Here is a 25,803-nt window from a genome sequence, read left to right as displayed (position 1 = left end):
GGTGGAATCGGCATCAGCACAGGGTTGCCTGCCGTTCTATATAAAAGCATGATCATACAGGAGGGTTCATATGACAAAGTTAAAAGGGCGCAGAACGCTATTCACGGCGATGGCTCTAATTCTGGCGTTATCCTTGCAAGCGTGCTCCGGCGGTAATAACGGGGGTTCTGCCGAACCTGCAGCTTCTAGCGGCGCGGCTGCCACGAACAGCACAAGCAGCGCAGAGCCTGCCGGTGGCGCGGAAGCACTGAAGCCTTACGAGGTCTCGATTATCTACTTCGGGGCGCCGCAGCGGGATGATGCGCTGGTGGAAGCCAAGCTTAGTGAATATTTCAAAGAGAAATTCAATGCCACTGTTGATCTTCAGCCGATTGCCTCCAGTGAATACAAGCAGAAGACGGAGCTGATGCTGAATGCCGGTGAGCCGATGGATCTGGTGTTTACCGCGTCATGGCTGAATTTCTTCGGCAATGTGGCCAAGGGAGCTTTTCTAGATCTGGATGATCTGCTGGCGAAGTATGGGCAGGGCATCACAGAAAACCTTAATCCGATCTATCTGGAGGCTCCGCGCTACAAAGGCAAATTATACGGCATTCCGACCAACAAAGAGATTACCCAGGGCAAGGCCTACACGTACCGCAAGGATATCATCGACAAGTACAATATCCCGATTGACGACATTAAGACGATGTCGGACTTTGAACCCTGGTTCAAGCTGCTGAAGGAGAAGGAGCCGGAGCTGATTCTGGACTTCCTCAAGGAATCGGGCGAAGGGATGATGTATGAGACCCGCTCGAACTTCCGCGCCATCGGACCGACGCCGAACAAGATTCCGTTATTCTTATACGACTATACAAATACGGATAACATCCAGATTAAGTCGGTGGTCGATCCCGAGATTTCCGCGATTGCCAAAGCGGAGTATGAGCTGAACCGCAGCTATTACGAGAAGGGCTATATCAACAGCGATGCTGCGACTACAACGACAGAGATCGGGGATTTACGCAAGCAGGGCAAGATCTGGATGCAGCAGGCGGTCTGGAAGCCGGGCGCGGATATTGAGCTGAAAATCGCCTCGGACAATAAATATGATTTCGTGTCCAAGGTAATTGAAGAGCCTATCGTGACCACGGATCTGGCAGCCGGATCGATGTTCTCCATCTCCCGCACCTCCAAAGACCCGGAGCGGGCGATGATGGTCTTGAATGCGCTGCATACCGATCCGTATGCCGTGAACCTGTTCGTTAACGGGATCGAAGGCACCCATTACAAGAAGATCAGCGAGAACCGGATCGAGCCGATTGCCGATTCCGGGTATGGCAGTTCCGCCCTGTTCTGGGTGGTCGGCAACCAACTGATCAATTATCTGAAGCCGGGCCAGCCGGATGATCTGTATACAAGCTGGAAGCAATTCAATGATGAGGCCAAACGTTCGCCGCTGCTGGGCTTCGTCTTCGATGAATCGCCGGTGAAGAACGAGATTACCCAGCTTACCTCGGTCATTGGTGAGTACCGGGCGGCAAGCACTGGGGCGATTCCTGACCCTGCCAAGATGCTGGAGGAACGCAATGAGAAGTTGAAGAAGGCGGGGATCGAGAAGGTCAAGACCGAGCTTCAGTCCCAGATTGATGCCTGGAAGGCAGCGCAATAACTGACCGTGGAAAGGATGGCAGGAGGTCCGTTGTTCCGGGCGTCCTGCCCTCTAATTTGTAGACGAGAAAGGAAGACCTAGAGATTATGGAGACTTGGATCAACGAAGCCTGGGACTATGCCCAGCACAAATTAAGCCGTACACGGAGCCGGATCGGCGCCACCTTCCCCAATGCTACCTACGGCGGACAATATGATGCGCGAGACCCGGATTGCTGGACCAACGGATTCTGGCCGGGCATTCTGTGGCTGGCTTACCGGGCCACAGGCGATGAGGAATACCGGCGCATTGCCGAGAGCTGCGAGGAGCAATTAGACGCGCCGCTTCAGGAATATGAACAGCTCCATCACGATAACGGATTCCTCTGGAGTCTGTCGGCGGTTGCCGATTACAAGCTCACCGGTAACAGGCTGTCCCGGCGAAGAGGGCTGATCGCTGCCAGTCATTTAGCCAGCCGGTTCAATCTCAAGGGGAATTTCATCCGTGCCTGGCTGCATGAAGGCAGTGAAGGCCTGGCAATCATCGACTGCATGATGAATCTTGGACTGCTGTACTGGGCCAGCGGGGAACTGCAGGACCCCCGGTACCGTCACATCGCCGTCGCCCATTCGGAAATGGCGCTGCGGGAATTCATCCGCGAGGACGGCTCGGTGCATCATATCGTCCGCTTCGATCCGGAGACAGGAGAGCGGATCGAAGCGCTGGGCGGACAAGGGTACAGTCCGGATTCCGCCTGGTCGCGCGGATCGGCCTGGGCGATCTACGGATTCGCGATCGGATACCGGTATACGGGTGACATCCGGTTCATGAATGCCGCCCGGGCGGCAGCGGATTTCTTCGCTGCTGCGCTGCCGGAGGATCTGGTGCCGCCCTGGGATTTCCGCGCGCCTGCCGATCAGCTATGGGCCAAGGATTCCACGGCTGCTGCCTGCGCGGCCAGCGGAATGCTGGAGATAGCTTATCTGCTGGAGGGTGAAGAAGCCGACCGATACCGGAAGCTCGGCAGTGCCATCACGGAATCATTGTTCCGCCATTACGCGCCGGAGGACCGGGCGGAAGAAGCGCTCATTACCAAGGGGACCGGCAGCTTCCCGGCTGGTGCCGAAGTCGAGGTGCCGATCATTTACGGCGACTATTTCTTCCTGGAAGCCTTGCTGAAGCTTAAGGGAGAGAATGAAATCTTTTGGTAGAGGGAATAGATTCATGGCGAGGAAGGAGGACCTGATTTGAGTAAAAGAAGAGTGGACCATGTCGATCCGTTCATCGGCGTGGACGGGGAGAATAACTGCCTGTGCGGGCCTTATCTGCCGAACAGCATTGTAAGGCTTGGACCGGATACCCTGCCGCCGCACCTATCTCACGGGTACGACAGCTCGCGGCCGATTATCCGGTTCAGCCATACCCATGTCAGCGGAACCGGTGGCGGCGGGCGTTATGGCAATGTCGGCTTCACCCCCTATACCGGAATGCCGCGGTTTCAGTTAGACCCCTATGAGAAGGGGGATGAACATGCCGAAGCAGGGTATTACAGCGTGAAGCTGCTGCCTGCCGCTATCCAGGCTGAATTGACCAGCACGATGCGGACCGGAGTCCACCGTTACAGCTATCCGGCGGGTGAATCGGCGGGCTTGCTGATTGACGGAGGGGCAGTCATTCAGGTTGGCGGGGATGAGCCGGGGAAGACCACCGGAGTCTCAACCGGGGGATATATTGAAGTTCTATCCGAATATGAGCTGGCAGGCCGCTGCGACCTGCGCGGGGGCTGGGGGCATGAATTCCCTTATTCCGTCTACTTCTATATCCGCTTCGACCAGCCGATACAGAGCCATATGCTGATGGATGCGGGCGGAGTACGCCAAGGGGCGTCTGTGGATGGCCCGAATTGCAAGGCCTCCCTTAGCTTCGGCAACTGCGGAGTCCTGGTGGCGAAGACTGGCATTTCTTATGTAAGTACCGGCAAGGCCAGAGCCAGTGTGGACCGGGAAGCGTCCGCCGGATTCGATGACATACGCCAGGCGGCCAGTAACATCTGGGAAGATAAACTCAGCAGGGTCACCGTGGAAGGGGGGAGCGGGGAGCATACCCGGCTGTTCTATACCCTTATGACCCGTCTGTTCTGTATGCCGAGTGACCTCGGAGTTGACGATGAGAACTTCGCCTGGGAATCAGGGGTACGGCATTACACCGACCTGTACGCACTCTGGGACAGTGTACGGAATGCCAATTCGTTAATTACACTGTTCGACCCGCAGCTTGAAGTGGATATTCTTAATTGTCTGCTGGACATCGCGGACCATACCGGCTGGCTGCCGGACGCCTGGATCATGGGGCATAGCGCCATGATCCAAGGGGGAAGCTCCGCAGATATTCTGTTCTGTGAAGCGGCGCTGAAGAAGCTTGAGGGCATCGACTATGCGAAGGCCCTGAAGCAGATGCGCAAGAATAATGAGGTTCCCTCGCCGGATACCTGGCTCTATGGCCGTCATCTTAAGGATTATCACGACTTAGGCTACTTGTCCACGGGTGTGAAGAAGAACTGTGTGTCCCGCCATATGGAATATGCTTATCAGGACTGGTGCATCGGCCGTCTAGCCGAGGAGCTTGGGCAGGCGGAGACGGCGGCGGAGTACTATGACAGCTCGGAGAAGCTGTGGAATCTGTGGCGGGAGGATCTGCGGTCCTTTGCGCCCCGGCGGCCGGACGGGGAATGGGTATCGTCATTTGACCCGGAATCCTGCCTGCCGGATTCATGGAATGATCCGTATTTCTATGAGGGCACCAGCCTGCAATGGTCATTCAGCACACATCATGATTTTCATGGACTGGTTGAACGGCATGGGGGAGCAGAAGAATTCATCAGCCATTTGGACCGTTTTTTTGACGGGGGATTCTATAACTCCAAAGAAACCATGCTGCATATTCCTTACCTGTACATTTATGCAGGAAGACCGGATAAGGCGGCGGACAGGGTGCGGGAATGTCTGGAGACTTACTTCCGCGCTGAACGTGACGGATTGGGGGATAACGAGGATATGGGCTGCCAGAGTGCCTTCTACATCTGTTCAGCCATGGGCTTGTATCCGTTGATGGGCCAAGACCTCTATTTCCTCGTTCCTCCGGTATTCAATAAGGTGACGCTGCTGCTGGGCGCACAGGCGAATCCGGTACCTCTGACGATTGAGACACAAGGAGCAGGCAGTGGGTCCGGCAAAAGGTATATTCTGTCCGCTTCGCTCAATGGTCAGGAGCTGGACCGTGCATGGGTCCGCCATGAAGAAATCGCCGGAGGAGGCAAGCTTCTCCTGGAGCTGGGTGCTGAACCCGGAGAGTGGGGAAACCTAATTCCACCTTCTCCGCTCGCGGAGCGGGAGCAAGGCAAACAACCGTCAAGGTAGGGCAGTTGGCTCAAGGAGAGAATATCCATGCAGAGCTTAAAAAACAGATGGCTGCAATACATCTCTGGAGATAAGCTTCGTCCTGAATCGCTGAAGCGGGTCCGCGATGATCTGGACAAGATGCTCATTCAACAGGAACTTCTGTGGTCGGATATTCCGGTTCAGGAGAATGCTGCGGATGTATTTCAGATCATCCTCCGTTTGAAGGAGATGGCCATCGCGCTGAAGTCTCCCAAATGTCCCTATTATATGGACTACACATTAAGGCTAAAGATCATATATGGATTAGAATGGCTGTCTGAGCATAGATACAACGAAATATGTCAGCCTTATGGCAACTGGTGGTATTGGGAAATTGGGGTGCCGATTGCCCTGCTGGAGACCCTGCTGCTCATGGAGGAACTGCTGGATAAGGAGTTCATAGAGTCTCTGCTTCTTCCCGTAGACAAGTATGTGGGCGATCCGGCGTTTCATGCGCAGTGGTTCGTAGCTCAGGCTCCGCCTTCAACGGGAGCGAATCTGGTCTGGAAATCTACGGCTGCTGCCCTTACTGCTGTGATTCAGGGCGACGGGCAGAAGCTGTCCGCAGCCCGGAATGCATTGCTTCCGCTGTTCAGGTATGCGAAGGAAGGGGACGGCTTCTACGAGGACGGCTCCTTCATTCAGCATGACAGATATGCCTATACTGGCGGATATGGGGTTTCACTGCTGCATGATGTGGTCCGCCTGATGGTATGGCTTCACGGTACCCCCTGGGAATTGCCGGGTGAGGCCCGGGATCTGACGGCCCAGTGGATAGAGCGTTCCTTCATACCGCTTATGTTCAGGGGTTCTATGCTAGATATGGTGAGCGGCCGGGAGGTTTCGCGCGAGGATTCGCAGAATCATGAGAGCGGACATTCCGTGATTACCTCCTGCTTACGCTTCTCGCGCATACTGGGTGAGGCGGATCAAGTACGCCTGCTCTCCAGGGTGAAAAAGTGGGTGTTGGCAGATACGTATAAATCGTATATCGCCGAAGCTCCGCCGGATACCGCAGCCTGGGCCGGAGCACTGCTGGACGATGAACTTATGCCGCCAGCCCCGGAGGAATCCTGCTGCAAGCTGTTTGCCCATATGGACCGGGCGGTGCTGCAAGGTCCGGGTTTTGCCTACTCGATCAGTATGTTCTCCAGCCGGATCTACAGCTATGAATCTATCAACAGGGAGCATCTGAAGGGCTGGTATACTTCGTATGGCATGAGCCATCTGTACAATAGTGACTTGGGACAATATGCGGATGGCTACTGGCCGACGGTTGATCCGTATCGCCTGCCTGGAACTACGGTAACGAAGACATTGCAGGAGGATGGAGCCGGGCAAGGCCGCTTAAGCCATAGAGCTTACGTTGGCGGTGCTGTGCTTCATAACCAATACGGCGCCATTGCGATGGAACTTCAGGATGTCGTTAACGAAGCCGGTGGACTGACTGCGCTCAAAAGCTGGTTTTTGTTCGGTAACCGCATCGTTGCCTTAGGTTCGGGTATTCAAAGCCGGAATTCCGCTAAAGTGGAAACGATCATAGAAAACCGGAAATTGAACCCGGCAGGAGACAATAGGATTACCGCAGACGGAACAGAGATTTGCCGGAATCCGGGATATGCGGAGACCGAACTCCTTGACCCCAAGTGGATTCATATGGCTGGCGGTGATAGGGAAGCGGATGTGGGGATTGTTTTTCCGGCAAGCTGCCGTGTCCATACCTTATGCGAGGCCCGGCAAGGAAGCTGGAAGGCTATCAACGACGCCGGTTCCTCTGCGGTAATCGAGAGATTCTATCAGACGCTCTGGTTCGATCATGGAGCAGCGCCGCAGGAGGATACCTATGCCTATGTGCTATTGCCTGGCTGGAGTGAAGAAGAAACGGCTGGTTTCGCCGGGGATTCAAGCCTACGGATTGTGGAATTGAATGACCGGGTGCATGCGGTGGAAGATATAGGATTGGGGCTATTCGCCGTGCATTTCTGGCAGCCGGGCTGGTGTAGCTGCGGTGGGATTGCTTGCAGCAGTCAAGCCTCTATTGTTCTGCAAAAGAATCCGGCAGGCTGGAATCTGGCTATAGCCGATCCGACTCAACTGCAGCGCCGTCCAATCGTAGTGGAGCTTGAAGTGGATCGGCCTGTTACCAGGGTGATCCACAAGTCAGACCGGATCATGGTTGACCTTGGTGAGTCCGGAAAGGTTAGACTGCTGTTCGACCCTGACGGTGCCGGGGGTGCTTCGTTCCATGTGGAGCTTGCTTGAGCTTGTGATTCAAGCGAATCTATGAATATGTACTTCAAGTGAATGACTCTGCGGAGTATGGTAGAATAATCCCAATGATTTTAGAGGGGGAGTACCATGCAGATTTCAGTTACCAAAGATTTCGCAGATGAACGATTCAGGCAGTTCGTAAGGGACAACTTCTGCGGTGGCCGTGATTCAATCTTCAAGAGTGATCTTGACAGCGTGACCATACTGAAGCTTGAGGGCTGCAAGTTCTCAAGTCTACAGGGGATCGAACACTTTACGGCGCTTCAGGAGCTGGATTGTTCGTACAATGAGTTAACCGTGCTTGACCTTGGCCAGAATGAGGAACTGGTTACTGTGAACTGCCGGAGCAACCGGCTGATTGAGTTGAACTCTCAGCCTCTTCGCCTGTTGAAGGAACTGGACTGTAGCAGGAATCATATCCGTACGCTGGACCTCAGCCAGAATACTGCGCTGGAGAAGCTGGAGTGTCATGAGAATATGTTGTCCAAACTGGAGTTAAGCAGCAATCGCTGGCTCAAGGTACTGAATTGCAGTTATAACTCGCTGCATGAATTGAAGCTTAGTGACAATACGGCACTGGAGCGGGTCGATTGCGGCAGCAACTATATCATTGAGCTGGATATGGCAAGCTGCACAGAGCTGACGGAAATCCGCTGCAATCATAATCACTTAACCCGCTTAGACACCAGCGCTCTTCCGGCTCTTACGAGTCTGCGGTGCTTCAATAATCATCTCACAAGTCTGGACCTCAGCCACAATATGCAGTTGACCGAACTGTATTGCTCTGAGAACAAACTTACGGTACTGGATACGAGTCTTCATTCGCAGCTTGTACAACTGGATTTTGCCAATAACCTCATTACGCAGCCGGAGCATAGGGTAGAGGGAGTAGGGATTTTTCAATATGACACTACCTTTACCTGTTATAAGGCGCAGCTTCAAATCAGGGGGAGTGAGGTTGCAGTTACAGCGGAAGTTCACACTAAGGCCGCGATGAGCGGCTTGACTCCCCGGATTCAGAAGGTATGGGCCGGGCTGGAGGGGCTGCTTGACCGGGTATTGCAGCTAATTGCGGACGCTCATCCTGATGAAGATGTGAACGAGCTGGTGCTGGCCGACTTAACGTTCGCCGAAGACCACTCCTTCCGTATCGGCTACGATGCCGGGGATACCCCGGCTGGTCAGCTCTGCATCTATGCAGCATTTGACCATGAGGGTGAGCTGGACCCCAAGCTTAGTTATGAAATGTACTAAGTTATTAAGCTGTGGGTGGTAAGTCGCAGGCCGTAAACCGCGGGCTGCAAAGCGCAAACAGTAGGCCGTAAATAGTAAACCAACCCGTAAACCAACCCGTAAACCAACCCGTAAACCGTAAACCGTAAACCAACCCGTAAACCGTAAACCGTAAACCGTAAACCGTAAACCGTAAACCGTAAACCAAAATTTAACCCGTAACCGCAAGCTGCTGGCCGCATGCCGCAAGCTGCACGCCGCAAGCCGCAAGGTTTTGCGGCTTTTTTGGGAGATTCAGAGGGATAAATCCCTCTGAATTAGCTGAAAGTTAGCTAAATGATGAAAATAAGGGTATAAATCCCTTTGGTTGGGCCGAAAGTTAGCTAAATGATGAAAATAAGGGTATAAATCCCTTTGGTTGAGCCGAAAGTTGGCTAAATGAGGAAATGAGGTGTATAAATCCCTTTGAGTAGACCGAAAGTGTGCGGTAGGCGTGAATGAGGGGCATCTTTGCCGGAACGCTCGAAATATCATACCTTTTCTCGAATGCACGTAGTTTCTTTCACTACCGGACTCTATCTATACTATTAAATGAAAGCGCTTTACAACAAGCTAGTTCGTATGTGGGAAAGCTGAACTATGAGCAGGCAAAGCGAGGTTATGTGTGGGAAATCTGAACTATGAGTAGGCAAAGCAAGTTTGTGTGTGAAAGAAAGCTGAACTATGAGCGCATAAACAGCAAGTTTGCGTGATATGGAATGCTGGAACATTGGTGCAGGAAAAGCAAGCTAACGTATGAAGGAAAGCCGCAACATGAGCGCAGGAACAGCAAGCTTGTCTATGCCAGAAAGCCAGACTATCTGTTTCGTGAACATGTTGAATATGATGCAAAGGGGGATTATGGATGAGGAGGTTGCTAATGAGAGGAACGTTAACGAGAAGGTTACTCATGAAAAGCGGCTTGGTGGCGTTAGTGCTACTGCTGCTGGTCAGCGGCTTGGGAGGAGTAGCGGAACGCGCCGGTGCTGCGGATGAATTCGACGGGATGCGGGAGAACCGGAAGGTGATGCTTACAGGAGGGGCCACCCTGAATACGGCGGATGCTGATATTGCCGCAGCCCTCACCGGTCTGGCGAACGAAGCGGACGGCTACTGGCAGACGATGAATACCTCGCCGAGCCGTACTTATCTGTGGAGCGATAACCCGGGCATCGGGAATTCGATTCATATCCGGATGACCTATGAACGGCTGAAGACGATGGCGCTCGCGTATGCCACTACCGGTACGGCGCTGCATGAGAATAGTCAGCTCGGAAGCGATATCGTGGCTGCACTCGATTATATGTACACTACCCGATATCACGAGGCGGTAACGCCGACTGCCAGCGGAACGAGCAACTGGTGGGATTGGCAAATTGGCATTCCCATGCAGCTTAACGATACGGCGGTGCTGATGTATGACATCTTAAGCCCGGCTCAAATTGCTAATTATATGACAGCGGTGGAACGCTTCTCGCCCGCAGTTACCTTGACAGGAGCTAACCGTGCCTGGAAAGCGATAGTTGTAGGCGAGCGGGGAATCCTCGTCAAAGACGGGGCCAAGATCGCCGCTGCCCGCGATGGCCTATCCTCTATTTTCAATTACACGCTTAGCGGAGATGGCTTCTACCGGGATGGTTCGTTCATTCAGCATAACAACATCCCCTACACCGGAGGTTATGGCATTGACCTGCTGCTGGCTGTCAGTGATCTCATGGTGACGCTGCACGGCTCCTACTGGCAGGTCACCGATCCCAAGGAATCCAACGTGTGGGAATGGGTGTATAACTCATATCAGCCGGTGATGTACAAGGGTGCGATAATGGACATGGTCCGTGGCAGAGAAATCTCCAGGAATTATAGTCAGGACCATGAAGCGGGACACCGGGTGATGCAAGGAATTCTGCTGCTGTCCAAGATTGCACCGCCCGCTCAGTCAGCGGATTTTAAACGGATGCTTAAGGGCTGGATTATATCGGATACGTTCAAGTCTTTTTATGCCGATGCCCCCGTACCCATTATTGCTCAGGCCAAGACTATAACCGCGGACCCGTTAATCGAACCGGCGGCAGAACTTATAGGTTATAAGCAGTTCTCGGCGATGGACCGGGCCGTGCAGCACCGGCCGGGCTACAGCTTCGGACTTGCGATGTATTCCAGCCGCATCGGCAGCTATGAAGCGATTAACAGCGAGAACGCCAAAGCCTGGTATACCTCAGCCGGTATGACCAGCTTATATAACAGTGATCTTGGACAATACAGCGATGACTACTGGCCGACTGTGGATAGTTACCGCCTGCCGGGAACAACGGTGCTGTCCCAGACCTCTTCCGGCAGCCACACCAGCACCAGACAGTGGACCGGCGGCACCGATATCCAGAATCTATATGGAAGCTCAGGTATGGATTTGCAGTATGCGGGTCATATGCTTGAAGCCAAGAAATCATGGTTTATGTTCGATGACGAAGTAGTTGCTCTCGGTGCGGGAATCATCAGTACGGATAATATAGCTGTGGAGACGATCGTCGAGAACCGGAAGCTGAACACGGCGGGCAGCAATACGCTTACTGTAAATGGTGAAGTGAAGCCATCCACGCTGGCATGGTCAGATACCATGGATCAGGTAGAGTGGGCTCATTTGTCGGGAAGCACCGCCGGGGCGGATACGGGATATTATTTTCCGCAGACGGTATCGCTTGCTGCTAAGAAAGAAGCCAGAACAGGAAACTGGAAGCAGATCAACCCCCGTCCGGTCACACCTTCCACGCCGATCACCCGCAATTATATGACCTTATGGCTGGATCATGGTGTCAATCCGAGTAACGGCGAATATCAATATGTACTGCTGCCGGGCAATACAGCCGCTCAAGTAGCCGCTTATGCTGCTGCTCCAGACATTGAAGTGCTTGCGAATTCATCCAGTGTTCAGGCGGTAAAAGAATCGAAGCTCGGCATCATCGGAGCGAATTTCTGGGAGGATGGGGGAAGCTCCGCCGATCTGATCACTGTTAACAAGAAATCGGCGGTTATGACCCGGGAAGCCGGAGATACCTTGGAACTGTCTGTCAGCGATCCTACACAAACGGGCACCGGCGTGATAGAAGTGGAGTTGGACCGTTCAGCAAGCGGTTATACAGCTGATTCGGGGATTACGGTCACTCAGTTAAGCCCGACAATCCGCTTATCGGTGAATGTCAGCGCAGCCAAGGGCAAGACGTTCAAGGCTTCCTTTGACCTGGGCAGCGGTACGCCGCCGACCCTGCCTGGTGAAGAGGTGATTGTGGACAATAATGACACCACCGGAGTGCTGAAGACCGGAAGCTGGAAGACCGCTGCAGTGCAGACTGACCGGTACGGGATCAATTATCTGCATGATGACAACAACGGCAAGGGAAGCAAGAGTGTAACTTTCACCCCCGACTTACCCGTCACTGCCACCTACAGTGTCTATATGATGTGGCCGCAGCATTTCAACCGTTCCACTGCGATTCCCTTAGATATCGTTCATTCTACAGGGACGGCTACGCACAGTATAGATCAGACCTCAAACGGCGGGGTATGGAATTTCATCGGCACCTATACCTTCACAGCCGGCACCTCGGGCAGCGTGATCATCCGGAACAATGGAACAATCGGGTATGTAGCCGCCGATGCTGTCAAATTTGTGCGGAATCCGTAAGTAAGTAAGGGAGGCTTTCCGTGTTCCGGCTCAGGAGAGGGTAAAGAGCCGTATGTGCTGACCAGTCTGTATGAAATTGTAAAAGGCTCATGCAACCAGTGCATGGGCCTTTGCTGAGGTATTATGCTTCTTATTAAAGAGTGGCAAAGATATTGTCAATTACCAGCCTGGTCCAGGCTTACAGCTCAACCTTCCAGTTGCCCAGATGCTTGGCGATTTCCGGGTTCTGGTGGGAGAAGAAGAGACTCTCGCCTGTATCCAGCGCGGCAATCTGATCAAGATCCGCCGGACTCAGCTCAAAATCAAAAACATCAAAATTCTCCACGATCCGCTCCTTGCGCACGGACTTCGGAATCACAACAATATCACGCTGAACCAGCCAGCGCAGCACAACCTGTGCGACGGATTTGTTGTACTTAGCGGCAATCCCGGACAGCACTTCGTTGCTGAACAGGTTGTTGCGTCCTTCAGCGAACGGTCCCCACGATTGAATCTGCACACCCTGTTCCTTCATAAAAGCAGCGTTATCGATCTGCTGGTGGAACGGATGCGTCTCCACCTGATTGACGGCTGGCACGATCTCGTTATGGACAATCAGGTCCATCAGCCGGTCGGGCAGGAAGTTGCTGACGCCAATGGCTTTGATTTTGCCTTCGTGATAGAGTTCTTCCATTGCCCGCCATGCCCCATAATAATCGCCGAACGGCTGGTGAATGAGGTACAGATCCAGGTAGTCCAGTTGCAGCTTCTTCAACGATTTGGCAAAAGCCAGCTTGGCGCTCTCATATCCGGCATCCTGAATCCACAGTTTGGTCGTGATGAACAGCTCTTCACGCGGGACACCGCTGCGTTTAATTGCGCGCCCTACAGCTTCTTCATTTAAATATCCGGCGGCAGTATCAATTAAGCGGTAACCGGCGGTAATGGCTTCGTACACCGCATTCTCACATTCTTCAGCATCTGGAATCTGATAAACACCGAAGCCGAGGATCGGCATTTTCACTCCATTATTCAAGGCTACTGTCTGCATGGTCTTGTCCTCCTAAGGTATATTTAGTGTAATGGCAGACGGCTAGCCGCCCCGGGGAAAATTAATCCCGAACAGCAGACACCACAGCGGGGATTCCACTGGCTACCGTTTTGCTATATTATAAGCCTATCGCCTTCGTGTTACACGAAGTCAAGCAGGGCTTACTATTTTTTTAGGGAGGCATATCATGTATACTGTCAAAGAAGCTGCCGCTATGACTGGACTTACTGAACATGCAGTACGCTTTTATACGGATAAAGGGCTGGTGCCGAGTATTCAGCGTAATAAAAACAACATCCGGCTGTTCGACGATGAATCGATGAACTGGCTCTACGGGATCAAATGTCTCAAGCAGACAGGATTGCCGATAGAAAGCATCAAAACTTATGTCGATCTCTGTCTCGAAGGAGATTCGACGATTGCGCAGCGCTTTGCCATGATGATGGAATACAGGGAAGCGGCGCTCCTTCAGCTGGAAGAAGCCAAGCAGCGCGTTGCCCATCTGGAACAGAAGGCCCTTCAATATCAGGCCATTCTGGAGCAGCACATCCCGGACCTGACCAATCCCGGCAACTGGAGCAAGCTTATGAAGGAGGGCGTCAAGGTTCCGGCGCGCCGGAAGAGAGTGGTGCGGTCTTCTTAGCAGCCAGGGGAATACTCTCTAACCGCAGGGGGATACCTATATTAGGCAGCACACCCAGCTCTCAATCGACTTCTTTCGCCATCATTCGTCAATCCTTTGCCCATTCACCTTGACACCGTGTATACCCCGTGACATAATAATTCCAGACTAAATGACTATGATAAGTTGGACATCATAGGACAACGAGAGAGAGCTTTTACTAGATGAGGGGGAAGTTATAATGAAGAAGAAATTTGTGCCAGGCGTTCTGATTGTGTTGCTCGGGTTGGTCCTTGCAGGCTGCGGTAATGGAAATAAGAATAACGCAGGCTCCGCAGAGACAAACGGTGCTGGAGCAGGTACGAAGACCATTATTGCTGCTACGAGCGGGGTCAGTAACCCTTTTAGCTACGAGAAGGACGGGCAGCTGACAGGTTACGATGTGGAAGTGATGAAGGCTATCTTCAAAGACCTTCCGGAATATAAGCTAGAGGTTCAAGCGATTGAATTCGAAGGGATTCTGACTGGTCTCGATAATGGACGTTTCCAGCTGGGAGCGAACAATTTCAGCTCCAACCCCGAGAGACGCGGCAAGTACAATTTCTCACTCCCGATTATTGAGAATGCGAATGTATTCGTAGTCCGCAAGGATGATAACACCCTTAAGGCAGTAGAAGACCTGAAGGGCTATAAAGCTGTAACAGAAGTCGGCAACTCCGGTGCCACACTGCTGGAGAATTATAATGAAGCGAACCCGGATGCCAAAGCGGAGATTATGTACACCGACGAGAACTTCGTGAAGCAGTTCGAAGGCATTGAAGCCGGACGCTATGATGTGCGTATCATTTCCCGTGTGTCTGCCGAGAAGGCCATCAAGGAGCATGGGTTCACCAACCTGAAGGTTGTTGCCTTCTCTACAGAGAATAGTGATCCCGGATCTTACATCCTGCTCTCCAAGTCTGCGGACAGCTCACTACTGGATACAGTCAACAAGAGAATCAAGGAAATGTATGCGGATGGCACATTGCTGAAGATCAGCGAAGAACAGCTAGGCGGCGATTATCTGCCGAAGAAAGAGCTAATGGAGTAACCGAAGAAAGGTGATCGCATGAAATTTCTAGTTTCGGGAGATGCATTATTCTCCAGCAGCAATTTATATAAGACGATGGACCCGGAGCTGCTTCAATTGCTCAAGGGGGCGGATGAGGTGTTCACGAATGCCGAGTTTGTCACGCCGAGATTGAATACCGCTCCGGCCTCAGGCCGCGGCTATCAGACCAGTGTGCGTCCCAAGGCGCTGGACGAATTCGGGAAGCTCAATATCCGTTATGTGAGCTTTGCGAATAATCATACAGGGGACTACGGGACCCAGGGTCTTGTGGATACGATCGAAGAGGCGGAAGCACGCGGACTAACCCCTCTGGGGGTGGGCATGAGCCTGCATGAAGCCCGCAAGCCGGTATTTGTGGATACCGCAGACGGCCGGATTGCCATCATCACTATCGATGTGACGAGAAGCGAGGTGTTCGCTGCTTCGAATCCGGGGAACGGCGTGCCTGCCCGCCCGGGCGTTAACCCGCTTCGCTGGTCGCGGACCTATGTCGTGAACGATCAGGACTTCAGCACCTTGAAGGAGATCAGTGAGCGCATCGGCATTGCTTCCAGCATGGAGGAAGGCAAGCGGATTGAGACCTTTAAGAGCAAATCGGAGAATTACTATGAATTCGGTTCATTTTTTGAAGGCTATTTAACCTTTGAAAAGGGAGAGCAGTCCCGTGTCAAAACAGCCGCGCATGAGCAGGATCAGCAGGAAATCTACCGCAGCATTCAGGATGCACGGGAACGCAGTGACTTTGTGTTCGTCAGCCTGCATACCCATGAAGGTGAGAATGAGAACTGGTACTCCGATTATCCGGCAGAGTTCATCGAGACCTTCGCGCGCGGAGCAGTGGATGCCGGAGCGAGCTGTGTCTTCGGACATGGTGCCCATTTCACCAGAGGGGTGGAGCTGTACAAGGGCCAGCCTATTTTCTATAACATAGGCAGTCTGTTCATGGAGTTCGAAGCCGGAGAGTCGATTGTATCTCCCGAGATGTTCACCGCCTACGGGTATGCCGAGAATGAAGCTCCGTCTACCCTGCACAAGAACAGAACCAAGGACAGCGAAGGGAACTGGCAGGGCTTCTACAGCGACCGCAAGTTCTCGGAGAACTTCCTGGTCATGTTCGATCTGAATGTGGAGGAGAACCGGTTTGATTACGAGCTGATTCCGATTGATCTTAGACTGACCCATCCTACGGTGACCAAGCGGGGCTTGCCTGTGCTGGCTTCGGATGAAGCAGCGGCTTCCCTGGTGGAGCGGCTGAATGCGGTGAGCCAAGAGCGGTATCATACTCAGATTATATACGAAGGAAAGCATTTGACCGTTAGACCCTGCTGAGCCGGTGTCGTGTAAATTGAACGTGGAAGGAAGTAAAACGGTATGGGAGAGATTTTTGATATCAACGCGGTGTTCTCAGCGATTCCTCGCCTGTTAGAGGTCCTTCCTGTGAGTCTGCAGATTACGGTCATCTCAATGATCGTCGGCCTTGTGTTTGCTCTGTTGTTCGCCATTATCCGTATGCGCCGGATTCCCGTGCTAAGCCAGTTAGTCACAGTCTTCATCTCGTTCATTCGTGGAACGCCGATCATTGTGCAGTTGTATCTGACTTATAACGGAATTCCGTTGTTACTGAAATTCATTAATCAGCAGTACGGGACGGACTATAATATCAATGCCATTCCGGCGATGATCTTCGTGCTGGTCACCTTCGCGTTCAATGAAGCGGCTTACAACTCGGAGACGATCCGCGCTGCGCTGCAATCGGTGAACAAGGGCCAGATCGAGGCCGCTGAATCCCTGGGGATGACCTATCTTCAGGTGCTGAGAAGAGTCATCGTTCCACAGGCGCTGGTGGTGGCGATTCCGCCGCTGGGCAACGCACTGATCGGACTGCTGAAGGGGACCTCACTGGCCTTCGTTGCGGGTGTAATTGAAATGACGGCTAAGGGGAAAATTATCTCCGGCAGCAACTTCCGCTTCTTCGAGGTGTATCTCGCGCTGGCGATCATCTACTGGGTGATGACGATTCTGATTGAGCAGCTTCTCCGATTCCTGGAGAAGCGGTTCTCCATTCCGGACTCCGCTGCCGGGGCTATGAACCGCGGCTGGTTCTCTTGGGGAAGGAGAGGAATCTGATGATCAAGGTAAGTCATTTATCGAAGTCCTTCCACGGCAATCTGATTCTGGACGATCTGTCGTTGGAGATTGAGAAGGGCGATGTCGTAGCCTTGATCGGTTCATCCGGTGCAGGCAAGTCCACCTTCCTGCGTTCGCTCAACTGCCTGGAGCAGGCGGACCAGGGCATGCTGGATCTCGAAGGCTTCAAGGTCGATTTCAGCACGATTACGAACAAGCAGCGACTGGAGCTGCGGAAGCAGACGGCGATGGTCTTCCAGCAATTTAATCTATTCCAGCACCGGACGGCGCTGGATAATGTCAAGGAAGGCCTGAAGATCGTGAAGCGGATGAACGACCGCGAGGCCGCGCAGATTGCACAGGAGCAACTGGAGCAAGTAGGTCTTGCGGACCGGGCGCATTATTATCCGAAGCATCTGTCCGGCGGCCAGCAGCAGCGGGTGGGCATTGCCCGCGCCCTGGCGATGAATCCAAAGCTGCTGCTCCTGGACGAGCCGACCTCAGCGCTTGACCCTGAGCTGGTCGGCGAGGTGCTGCAGACGATCAAGAAGACCGCAGCTACCGGTCAGACGATGATCCTGGTCTCCCATGAGATGAGCTTCGTCTATGAAGTAGCGAATAAGGTGCTTTTCCTGGACAAAGGGAAAATCGTCGAGGAGGGAACTCCGGACGAGGTGTTCAATCATCCCAAGTCCGAGCGTGCGAAGGAGTTCCTGCAGAATTATTTCCGTAATAAATCTAGTATTTAAGAAAAGCACCATTGCAAGAGCCGAGTAGGCTCCTAACGGACCTGAGGGCCGTTATTTGCAAGAAAACACCACTTTTTGCGGCTTAACGGACCGAGGGGACCTTAGAGTCTGTCTGAGAGACGTTTTTGGGTGAAAGAGCGGGCGATAAGGGCTGTGGTGTCCGTAACTTGTCCCAACGTGGAGTTTCAGCAGAGATAAGTACTCCTGAGTCCGTTACGCTTAGTATATGAGTTACCAAAAGACGTTCCCGACCTGCCGGGAACGTCTTTTGGTGTGCGCCCTTCGTTGAAAACGAAGGGCAGTGGAGGAAAAATGAACTCAAATCATTGCTGTACAATAAAGCTTCATCCCTAGTCTGTACTGTGCCCCATAAATTGCATCAACATTTGAGTACTAGTGTTTGCTACGGAGTAAATAGTACCTGCAGGTATAATAATTACGGCTGCCATACTACACAAAGCTAGAAGAAGAACGCACTTTCTTAGTATTAGATTTTTTTACTGTCCTGATCAGAAGTTTGTATCGCTCCATCTCTTCTTTACCGGCTTCATACTGATACTGCTCAAACAGATCGGCACAAGTGAGTGCTATATTCTCATTGTTAATCGTTGCAGCGGATTCCAAACTTTGCAGGATGAAACTAAATTCTTCATTTCGCTTATTGCGGAGGTAGTAGACTGCCAGCTCGACAAGGAACCGGGTATGTTGGTCCGATAAGATCAACTGGTTGTACTCACCGAATTCTGTAGCATATGTCCGGTAGGGGATATAGGCAGCAAACTGTTCCAGAATATGATCCACATCCCAACGATAGCGGTTAGCCGATGTAAGGATATTATATAATGCAACGAATATCTCATCACTTTGAGGTGAGATATGATCGACATACTCTGAAAGAACCTCCTGTTGACCAGACATGACCTGGTAGAGCAAGGTATTTGCTGCACCCCACTCCTGAAACTGAGCTATAGTCCGTTGTGCCTGTTCATCATCTTGAGATATCCAGCTTGCATCTGTGTAGAGCGTTACGAATTTCAGTGCTGATGTGAAGTCACCGTATTCCTCGCAGACACTTGCACGCATTAAATGTGAATAGTAAATATAGAAGCAGAGCGGCTTTTCTGGCTTCTTTTCGTTACTTGGTTTACGGTTTGAACGGCGCTGAAGATTATAGCGAAGTGTAGCCAGATGGAGCATTTCCTGAGACAGCTGATCTGCCTTTTCCCACTTGCGCAGCGAATAATAGACATTAATCAAGTACTTTATTCCATCCAACTGATCCGCCTCATCGAGCTTATCCAAATAACATTCAAAGATATGAGCCGCCTGCAAATTCCTAGTCTGATCGTCACCAAGGGCGATCCGGAAGAGACGGTACTGGCACACCGCCAGCCGCTCGGAATTCTGGTATTTCTCACAGTCGCTCACATTTTTGTAGAGCAGAGCCGCAGCTTGCCATTGCCCCTCCTGAAATAGCCCCTCAGCCACTTCGAACAGCATGGGAGCGTAGGTCAGCTTCTCCAGCAATTGCTGAACCACCTGTTCAATGCAATCCAGACGCCCAAGCTCGGCTGAACGCAAAAGAAACGGCCGCAAACGCCGCCAGGTGGGGGGTGAGTGAAGAAAGCATTCGTCTACATATAAGCTGTAGAAGTGGTCCTCCGGCAGCTCCATCCCTTGGGTAATCCGTACCAGATGGTCCATAGCAATAGGCTGCTGACCCTTAAGCAACCGGCTAAGTGTTCCTGAATTAATACCGGTGTGAATGGAGAATTGATGAATGGACATCCCCTGCTGCGACAGATACATTGCCAATGCATCTCGAATCGTGGCAATCGTTGGGACCATGAATACACCACCTGACTGGATTCCGAAAAATATTTATAATTGTAATAATATTCTATAATATTCCAATGGTCAATATTTCAAATGAGTACAAACAGTGAAATAGTGGCAATTGACAGAGAGAAACGCAGCAAAATGAAGAAAGCTTGAACAAAGCTGAATTAGTTGCGACTTTTTTGTTTTGTATCCGTATATATACCTTTAATAAGACTAAAATACGCCAAAAGGAGCGATGCATCTTGAATTTCATGAACCAGAATGGCGATAATATCCCAGGGTTCAAGCTGCCGAAGTTGAAGCCGGGCATGTACAAAAGGATAGGGGTGGGGGTAGCCGCTGCGGCTGTATTGCTGTATATCGGCGCCACCTCATTTTATACGGTGCAGGAGCAGGAACGTGCAGCAATTCTGACCTTCGGCAAGTATACGAGTGAGAGCTCAGCTGGGCTTCATTTCAAATGGCCCTATCCCATCCAGGATGTAATTACCGTGCCTGCCGAGCTGACCCAGCGGATTCATATCGGATACCGCCAGGAGTCGGATGGAGCTGTACCTGTGGATGATGAAGCTATGATGATTACAGGCGATGAGAATATTGTCTCTGCCGATGCGGTAGTCCAGTGGAAGATCAGCAATATCCGTGATTACCTGTATAACATTGATGACCCGGACAAATTCCTGCGTAACTCGGCCAGCTCCTCGATCCGTGCGGTCATTGGTTCCGAGAAGCTGGATTATGCGATTACCGACGGGAAGACGGTCATTCAGGATAAGGTCCGCGTGCTGCTGGTGGATCTGCAGAAGAAATACAACACCGGCATTCAGATCATCGATATCAAATTCCAGGATATTGAGCCGCCAAGCGGCCAGGTCGAAGAGGCCTTCCGCGAAGTCACTAATGCCCGCGAAGAGAAGAATACGAAGATCAACAACGCCAAGAAGTATGAGAACGATATCATTCCGAAGGCGCGCGGTGAAGCGCAGGCGCTGCTGGAGCGGGCCGAAGGCGAGAAGAAGTCACGTATCCTGAATGCGCAGGGGGATGTGGCGCGTTTTAATGCGATTTTTGCCGAATATGCCAATAATCAGAGCGTCACCGAGAGCCGGCTGGTCCTGGAGACCCTGGAGACGATCCTGCCTAACGCCAAAATATTCATTACCAACTCGAACAGTGATACTGTGAACTATCTGCCGCTGAATGAGCTGATGCGCAGCACCAAGGACAGCCCCTCTGCTCCTGCTGCTGTGAATCCGGCACCTTCAGCCGCACCGCAAGGAGGAGATGCCAAGTGAAAAGAAACCCGATCATCTTATTGATATCATCAATCGTCCTAATTATTCTGCTGGCCGGCTCTATGTACATCGTGAAGGAAGGGGAGTATAAGGTCGTCCTCCGTTTCGGTGAAGCGATGCGTGCGGTGGAGGAGCCGGGGCTGAAGTTCAAGCTTCCTTTTATCGAGAATGTCTCGGAGCTTCCCAAGTATCAGATGACATACGAGAGCTCGCCGACCAGCATTCTGACCAAAGACCAGAAACCGATTGTGGTCGATAATTATACGGTCTGGAGAATCACCAACGCCTCACAGTTCCTCAGAACCGTGCAATCGGTAGGCGGCGGGGTTCAGCGTATTGATGAAGCCGTCTATAACTCGGTGCGCCGCAAGCTGTCGGAGATTAACTATGAGAATATCATCAGTGAGGATACCGGACGGGGCAATATTAACGATGAGATTACCAAGGATGTAAGTGACGCCCTATCCCGTGATAACTATGGCATTGAAGTCATTGATGTTCGGATCAAACGTACCGACCTGCCGGAAGAGAATAAGCAGAGCGTATACAACCGGATGATCTCGGACCGCCAATCCATTGCTGCGCGTTATCTGTCCGAAGGGGATGAGGAATCCAAGAAGATCACCTCCAAGGCAGACCGCGCTTCCCGGGAGCTGATGGCCCAGGCAGAAGCCGACTCCAAGAAGATTATTGCCGAAGGGGAAGGGGAAGCCGCCAAAATCTACAATCTGGCCTATGGCAAGTCTCCACAGTTCTATAGCTTCTACCGTACGCTGCAGAGTTATGTGACCACGCTGAAGAATGAGCCGGTGATCATGATCCCGATCGATTCGCCATATGCGAAGATACTGATGGGACAATAGAATAGTGTTACAATAAAAAGAGCAGCACTTTTCCTGAGATGGAAGAAGTGCTGCTCTTTTAGTTGAGAGTATCGCCATTCGGGCAAGAGGTGGATTTCCGCCAGGGCGGCTCCTTTTTACAGGAAGATCAGCAGCAGCGTACCCACCACGAAGCAGTAATAGGAAAAGTAAATCAGGTTCCCCTTCGCCATAATGCCGATGAACCAGCGCATGGCATAGTAGGTGGCGACAAGCGTGGTGATGAAGGCGATCAGGTAAGGCATCGCCAGCGCGGCGCGGTTAGGGTCATGCACGATGTCGGATGCGCCCATGATCAGGCCCCCGATACTGATGGGGATGTACAGCATGAAGGAGAACTTAAGTGCGGTCTCCTGCTTCATCCCCACGGCAATCGAGGCGATCACCGTTGAACCGGAACGGCTGATGCCGGGAATCAGCGCTACCGCCTGAGCCAGCCCGACGATGATGGCATCTCTCACGGTGAGATTGCCGTCTCTTTTCTGGCCGCGCAGATTGCGGATCAGCCAGAGAGCTACCCCGGTAATGAGTAAGCTGATGGATACGGTATGTACGGAAGTGAAGACACGTTCGATCGTATCCTTGAAGAATACGGCAGCAACCGCTGCGGGGATCGTGCCGATAACGATGTAAATGCAGAACATGAACTCAGACCGGTATTTCGTATCGCGCGTCTTCAGATAACGGAAGAACCCTGTGATTAAGTCCATGATATCTTTGCGGAAAATGAAACAGATGGCGATCAAGGAAGCCGTATTGGTTAAGATTTCAAAAGATAGCCCATTCTGCTTCATGCCGAGCAGACGTTGTACGATGATTAAATGCCCGCTGGAGGAGACGGGAATCGGTTCCGTCACCCCCTGGACCAGGCCTAAGAGCAGGTATTTCAGCCAATCGAATGCAGATTCCATATTTTCCTCCTAAAGTTGAAACGCATCATTATTAAGCCTGCCGTCTCCGGTACCGCTTGGAAAAGACGTACAGCCCGAAGCCGAGCAGGAACAGGGTTGCCGCCGGAAGAATGTAAGGCTTGACAATCTCGTCCACATGCTCCCACTGCGCCCCTAATTTGTAGCCCAGGTAGACGTAGATCGAGGTAATCGGCAGCATGGCAAGGAAGGTGTAGAGACTGAAGGCAAACACATTCATTTTGGCAATGCCGCATGGGATGGAGATGAGTGTTCTCACACCGGGAATGAAGCGCCCGTAGAAGGCCACACCGCTGCCGTATTTATCAAAGAAACGGTCGGAGGCCTCCAGGTGATGCGGACGGATGAAAAAATACTTCCCGTACTTAGCAATCGCAGGTCTGCCGCCAAACCGGCCAAGGGCATAGAGCGTAAGCGGGCCGAATGTCCCTCCAACAGTACCGGCAAGAATCGTAAGAATGAGCTTCATGTCCCCCAGATACACCCAATACCCGGCAAGCGGCAGCACGATTTCAGCAGGTACGAATTCAAACGACAAGGCGATAACAATTCCTGCATACGACAAATCTTTGAAAAAGAGTATAAATTCCGTGATCCATTCTGTCATGCATTTCTCTCCCTTCTCAAACAAAAAGCCCCCTAATTAAAGGGGGCAGTCTCATCAACTGTCAGCACCCTCTCATCTTTGCAAGGCATCCTGGACGCCTCTAGTGCTGTACCTGAGATGCTCATTAGCATTCCGGTCACAGCGGTATCATCGGGCGAAGCCCTCCACCGAACTCTGGATAAGAGTATTATTCAATTTGATAACATTAAAACACACCTATATACCATTAAGCAAGTTTGGGAGAAGGGAGAAATTTTGGATGAAAAAATGAAAGCGTTATTTCAGCTCAATCTTAAACACATCGCCCGCCTGCCCGCCGAAGACGGCCATTCCGCCTTGCGGCAACTTGACCGACGGGGCCTGGATCACTCTGGAGTGGCTTACGATCATCCCGTCCACATCATAGACAACGTATCCGCCGCTTGAGGGAGCCGTAACGGTCATGGTTTTGCCGGCGGCCTTCTTATCAATCTTGAACCACACGCTCTGTCCGCCCGCCGGAACGGTGCTGGTAGAGGCCGGCCCTCCGTAGATCGGCTTCACGGCATCTTCGCTGATATAAGCATTGCCGTCGATGGTTAAGTATTCGGTACCGTTCTGCTTGGAGAAGGTCAGATCGAAGGCGTCTCTGCCGTTCATCACCGGAATCTCAGCCGCATTGACGGCGGTGTTCTCGTCCACAATCCGCGTCCCGGTGGCGTAGCCTTGTTCAACCTCAATTGTCTTTGTCAAGATGGAAGGGGAGAGGTAGAAGAAGGAATTGATTTTCTCATCCACAGCATAGTAATGCTTCCCGTCTCTTTGCGCCCAGGCCTGCTTCGTAGAAGCATTCAGCGGACTTACATCCAGCTTCTGATACTCATACGTGACCATTAGCATTTGACCGATACCGGGGATAGTCAAGTGGGTGTTCAGCTTCAGATACGTCTTGCCGTTCTTCTGCTTATCGAAGCTCACGGCTGCGCTGCCGTCCGGGCTTGTGAACTGTCCCTTGCCGGTATAGATATACTTCTGTGCAGGAATGAGTCCCCCTTCAAGCGCAGGCAGATCCAGTGCCCCGTCCTTAATGGCTATCGTGGTGGTTGCTCCGACGGTCCCGTATAATCCCGAATAGGCTCCCAGTTCAGCAGGCATAGCCGCTTTGACCGGAGGAGTGAAGGTAGCATCCGGCAGAATCTTCTTAATCTTCCCGGTATCCTTCAGGTAAGCCAGCAGCACATTGGTGGCGAAAATAGTGTTATAGATTGAGCTTCCGCCTGAAGAGAGCACCGCGATGGATATATCCGATTCCGGCAGGGTAATCAGGTCAGCATGATACATGATGGTATCTCCGCCTTTGGATAAGGCCTTGATTCCGTAATCACCGAAGGGTGCCAGATCTACGGCATCCCAGCCCAGACCGTAATTGAAGCTGTTTCTCTCCTCAGGCACCCAGAGCCCGTTCTTGTATTCAGGCTGCTGCATCGCTGTAGCGGAGGCTTTTGACAGAATGTCCGGATGCTTTCCGTTCAGCATCTCGGCGAATGTAGTCAGATCCTCGGCTGTGGAATAGAGGCCGCCTGCTCCGAGGATATTGGCATTCTCGCTAGGCAATGCCTGCGTTAGACCAGGGAAGTAGGTCTTGGCAAGCTGCTGCCGATTAAAAGTATCCAGCGGCGTCTTGGTAGAGCTTAGCTTCAGCGGGCTGCTCATGTGCTGTTCCAGGAACTTTGTATAGCTGCTGCCGGTCACCTGCTCAATCATCAGCTCCAGCAGCTGAAAGCCGTCATTGCAATATACGGAATAGGCGCCGGGATCGGATTTGAGCCGTTCGGACTGAAGCCTTGTCAGCAGGTCATCATGATTCTGTGTATCACTATCATCCATCAGAATGCTGTTCCCGTAGTGGCTGCCATACAGGCCCGAGGAATGGTTCATTAACATGCGCGGTGTAATCTTCTTGTAGCGCTCGTCGGCCATCTTGAACTGCGGCAGATACGTAGTCAGCGGCTGATCAATGTCAATGATCTGATCTTCGGCAAGCATCATCGTGGCTGCGGAGACATGCATTTTGCTGACTGAGCCGATGCCGAACATCGTATCCTTCGTGATGGGTGTCCCGGCTGCCTGATCGGACACACCGAAGCCGCCCGACACTGTAATGGCACCTTTATCCCTGATCGCATACTGCATGCCGCTTACCCCATAATCGGATACGATCTTAGAGCCCAGCAGGCGGGCCGTTGCCTGCACCGGGCTCTCCTTCTCCGGTGCAGCGGACACCTGGGCTGCGGGGATCACCAGCATGGCAGCCAATACGACTGAAGTTAACTTGTTCATCT

18 protein-coding genes are annotated in these 25,803 nt (G+C 52.2%); 13 read left to right on the top strand and 5 right to left on the bottom strand.

Features of this window, described 5'->3' with window-relative positions; genetic code table 11:
• Window positions 1-70: 70 nt before the first annotated feature.
• The 6 genes from MKY86_RS21720 to MKY86_RS21695 all read left to right on the top strand — a co-directional run bounded on the left by MKY86_RS21720 (window position 71) and on the right by MKY86_RS21695 (window position 12,289).
• Window positions 71-1,651 carry an ABC transporter substrate-binding protein gene (locus MKY86_RS21720; RefSeq protein ID WP_076076290.1) on the top strand — a complete coding sequence of 527 codons (1,581 nt, stop codon included), beginning with the start codon at window positions 71-73 and terminating at the stop codon, window positions 1,649-1,651.
• 86 nt (window positions 1,652-1,737) lie between these two features.
• The gene (locus MKY86_RS21715) at window positions 1,738-2,841 is read left to right on the top strand and encodes a glycoside hydrolase family 88 protein (protein WP_076076293.1); all 1,104 of its coding nucleotides are present in this window, start codon (window positions 1,738-1,740) and stop codon (window positions 2,839-2,841) included.
• Window positions 2,842-2,877: 36 nt separating this feature from the next.
• Window positions 2,878-5,046, top strand: coding sequence for a GH92 family glycosyl hydrolase (locus tag MKY86_RS21710; protein ID WP_076076296.1), 2,169 nt, complete (start codon window positions 2,878-2,880; stop codon window positions 5,044-5,046).
• Window positions 5,047-5,073: 27 nt separating this feature from the next.
• A complete protein-coding gene (locus tag MKY86_RS21705; RefSeq protein WP_076076299.1) occupies window positions 5,074-7,329 on the top strand; it encodes a polysaccharide lyase 8 family protein in 2,256 nt (751 codons plus the stop codon).
• Between the two features lie 96 nt (window positions 7,330-7,425).
• A complete protein-coding gene (locus MKY86_RS21700; RefSeq protein ID WP_340827471.1) occupies window positions 7,426-8,592 on the top strand; it encodes a leucine-rich repeat domain-containing protein in 1,167 nt (388 codons plus the stop codon).
• Between the two features lie 898 nt (window positions 8,593-9,490).
• A complete protein-coding gene (locus MKY86_RS21695) occupies window positions 9,491-12,289 on the top strand; it encodes a polysaccharide lyase family 8 super-sandwich domain-containing protein (RefSeq protein WP_340827470.1) in 2,799 nt (932 codons plus the stop codon).
• 178 nt (window positions 12,290-12,467) lie between these two features.
• On the opposite strand, the gene MKY86_RS21690 is transcribed toward MKY86_RS21695, so the two are convergent.
• On the bottom strand, window positions 12,468-13,319 hold the full coding sequence (locus MKY86_RS21690) for an aldo/keto reductase (RefSeq protein WP_076076304.1): 852 nt from the start codon (window positions 13,317-13,319) through the stop codon (window positions 12,468-12,470).
• Window positions 13,320-13,506: 187 nt separating this feature from the next.
• On the opposite strand from MKY86_RS21690, the gene MKY86_RS21685 reads away from it, so the two are divergent.
• The 5 genes from MKY86_RS21685 to MKY86_RS21665 all read left to right on the top strand — a co-directional run bounded on the left by MKY86_RS21685 (window position 13,507) and on the right by MKY86_RS21665 (window position 17,928).
• The gene (locus MKY86_RS21685) at window positions 13,507-13,962 is read left to right on the top strand and encodes a MerR family transcriptional regulator (RefSeq protein WP_076076307.1); all 456 of its coding nucleotides are present in this window, start codon (window positions 13,507-13,509) and stop codon (window positions 13,960-13,962) included.
• A gap of 220 nt (window positions 13,963-14,182) precedes the next feature.
• On the top strand, window positions 14,183-15,031 hold the full coding sequence (locus MKY86_RS21680) for a transporter substrate-binding domain-containing protein (protein ID WP_076076309.1): 849 nt from the start codon (window positions 14,183-14,185) through the stop codon (window positions 15,029-15,031).
• Between the two features lie 18 nt (window positions 15,032-15,049).
• Entirely contained in the window at window positions 15,050-16,381 is a 1,332-nt protein-coding gene (locus tag MKY86_RS21675) for a CapA family protein (protein WP_076076312.1), read from the top strand.
• A gap of 42 nt (window positions 16,382-16,423) precedes the next feature.
• A complete protein-coding gene (locus tag MKY86_RS21670; protein ID WP_076076315.1) occupies window positions 16,424-17,179 on the top strand; it encodes an amino acid ABC transporter permease in 756 nt (251 codons plus the stop codon).
• Window positions 17,179-17,928, top strand: a complete 750-nt coding sequence (locus MKY86_RS21665; RefSeq protein ID WP_076076317.1) for an amino acid ABC transporter ATP-binding protein — start codon at window positions 17,179-17,181, stop codon at window positions 17,926-17,928. The genes MKY86_RS21670 and MKY86_RS21665 overlap by 1 nt, the downstream gene beginning before the upstream one ends.
• Window positions 17,929-18,378: 450 nt before the next feature.
• Here the strand turns inward: MKY86_RS21665 and MKY86_RS21660 are convergent, their stop codons facing one another.
• Window positions 18,379-19,776, bottom strand: a complete 1,398-nt coding sequence (locus MKY86_RS21660) for a helix-turn-helix transcriptional regulator (protein ID WP_083684593.1) — start codon at window positions 19,774-19,776, stop codon at window positions 18,379-18,381.
• Window positions 19,777-20,021: 245 nt separating this feature from the next.
• On the opposite strand from MKY86_RS21660, the gene hflK reads away from it, so the two are divergent.
• Together hflK and hflC are read left to right on the top strand one after the other, a co-directional pair.
• Window positions 20,022-21,065 (top strand): FtsH protease activity modulator HflK, encoded by a 1,044-nt coding sequence (hflK, locus tag MKY86_RS21655; RefSeq protein ID WP_076076392.1) that lies wholly within the window; start codon window positions 20,022-20,024, stop codon window positions 21,063-21,065.
• Window positions 21,062-21,928: a protease modulator HflC gene (gene hflC / locus MKY86_RS21650; protein ID WP_076076320.1), complete on the top strand. Its 867-nt coding sequence runs from the start codon at window positions 21,062-21,064 to the stop codon at window positions 21,926-21,928. Before hflK ends, hflC begins: the two co-directional genes overlap by 4 nt.
• A gap of 116 nt (window positions 21,929-22,044) precedes the next feature.
• Here hflC and MKY86_RS21645 read toward each other — a convergent pair whose 3' ends face one another.
• The 3 genes from MKY86_RS21645 to MKY86_RS21635 form a co-directional block, all read right to left on the bottom strand.
• The gene (locus tag MKY86_RS21645; RefSeq protein ID WP_076076323.1) at window positions 22,045-22,857 is read right to left on the bottom strand and encodes an undecaprenyl-diphosphate phosphatase; all 813 of its coding nucleotides are present in this window, start codon (window positions 22,855-22,857) and stop codon (window positions 22,045-22,047) included.
• A gap of 31 nt (window positions 22,858-22,888) precedes the next feature.
• Window positions 22,889-23,482, bottom strand: coding sequence for a DedA family protein (locus tag MKY86_RS21640; protein WP_076076325.1), 594 nt, complete (start codon window positions 23,480-23,482; stop codon window positions 22,889-22,891).
• A 276-nt stretch (window positions 23,483-23,758) separates the two neighbouring features.
• Window positions 23,759-25,801, bottom strand: coding sequence for a serine hydrolase domain-containing protein (locus MKY86_RS21635; protein ID WP_076076328.1), 2,043 nt, complete (start codon window positions 25,799-25,801; stop codon window positions 23,759-23,761).
• Window positions 25,802-25,803 lie beyond the last annotated feature (2 nt).

It is taken from the genome of Paenibacillus sp. FSL R7-0333, assembly GCF_038000365.1.
Classification (GTDB): Bacteria; Bacillota; Bacilli; order Paenibacillales; family Paenibacillaceae; genus Paenibacillus_AQ; species Paenibacillus_AQ silagei.
Note: the sequence above shows the minus strand (reverse complement) of the source record. Positions and strands in the feature narration are given on the sequence as shown.

What these genes read in the sequence shown, in the direction of transcription:
- MKY86_RS21640 (WP_076076325.1), bottom strand. Translation starts at nt 23,482, where the DNA reads ATGACAGAATGGATCACGGAATTTATACTCTTTTTCAAAGATTTGTCG.
- MKY86_RS21680 (WP_076076309.1), top strand. Translation starts at nt 14,183, where the DNA reads ATGAAGAAGAAATTTGTGCCAGGCGTTCTGATTGTGTTGCTCGGGTTG.
- MKY86_RS21685 (WP_076076307.1), top strand. Translation starts at nt 13,507, where the DNA reads ATGTATACTGTCAAAGAAGCTGCCGCTATGACTGGACTTACTGAACAT.
- MKY86_RS21700 (WP_340827471.1), top strand. Translation starts at nt 7,426, where the DNA reads ATGCAGATTTCAGTTACCAAAGATTTCGCAGATGAACGATTCAGGCAG.
- MKY86_RS21690 (WP_076076304.1), bottom strand. Translation starts at nt 13,319, where the DNA reads ATGCAGACAGTAGCCTTGAATAATGGAGTGAAAATGCCGATCCTCGGC.
- MKY86_RS21645 (WP_076076323.1), bottom strand. Translation starts at nt 22,857, where the DNA reads ATGGAATCTGCATTCGATTGGCTGAAATACCTGCTCTTAGGCCTGGTC.
- MKY86_RS21695 (WP_340827470.1), top strand. Translation starts at nt 9,491, where the DNA reads ATGAGAGGAACGTTAACGAGAAGGTTACTCATGAAAAGCGGCTTGGTG.
- MKY86_RS21660 (WP_083684593.1), bottom strand. Translation starts at nt 19,776, where the DNA reads ATGGTCCCAACGATTGCCACGATTCGAGATGCATTGGCAATGTATCTG.
- MKY86_RS21705 (WP_076076299.1), top strand. Translation starts at nt 5,074, where the DNA reads ATGCAGAGCTTAAAAAACAGATGGCTGCAATACATCTCTGGAGATAAG.
- MKY86_RS21635 (WP_076076328.1), bottom strand. Translation starts at nt 25,801, where the DNA reads ATGAACAAGTTAACTTCAGTCGTATTGGCTGCCATGCTGGTGATCCCC.
- MKY86_RS21715 (WP_076076293.1), top strand. Translation starts at nt 1,738, where the DNA reads ATGGAGACTTGGATCAACGAAGCCTGGGACTATGCCCAGCACAAATTA.
- hflK (WP_076076392.1), top strand. Translation starts at nt 20,022, where the DNA reads ATGAACCAGAATGGCGATAATATCCCAGGGTTCAAGCTGCCGAAGTTG.
- MKY86_RS21720 (WP_076076290.1), top strand. Translation starts at nt 71, where the DNA reads ATGACAAAGTTAAAAGGGCGCAGAACGCTATTCACGGCGATGGCTCTA.
- MKY86_RS21670 (WP_076076315.1), top strand. Translation starts at nt 16,424, where the DNA reads ATGGGAGAGATTTTTGATATCAACGCGGTGTTCTCAGCGATTCCTCGC.
- MKY86_RS21665 (WP_076076317.1), top strand. Translation starts at nt 17,179, where the DNA reads ATGATCAAGGTAAGTCATTTATCGAAGTCCTTCCACGGCAATCTGATT.
- MKY86_RS21675 (WP_076076312.1), top strand. Translation starts at nt 15,050, where the DNA reads ATGAAATTTCTAGTTTCGGGAGATGCATTATTCTCCAGCAGCAATTTA.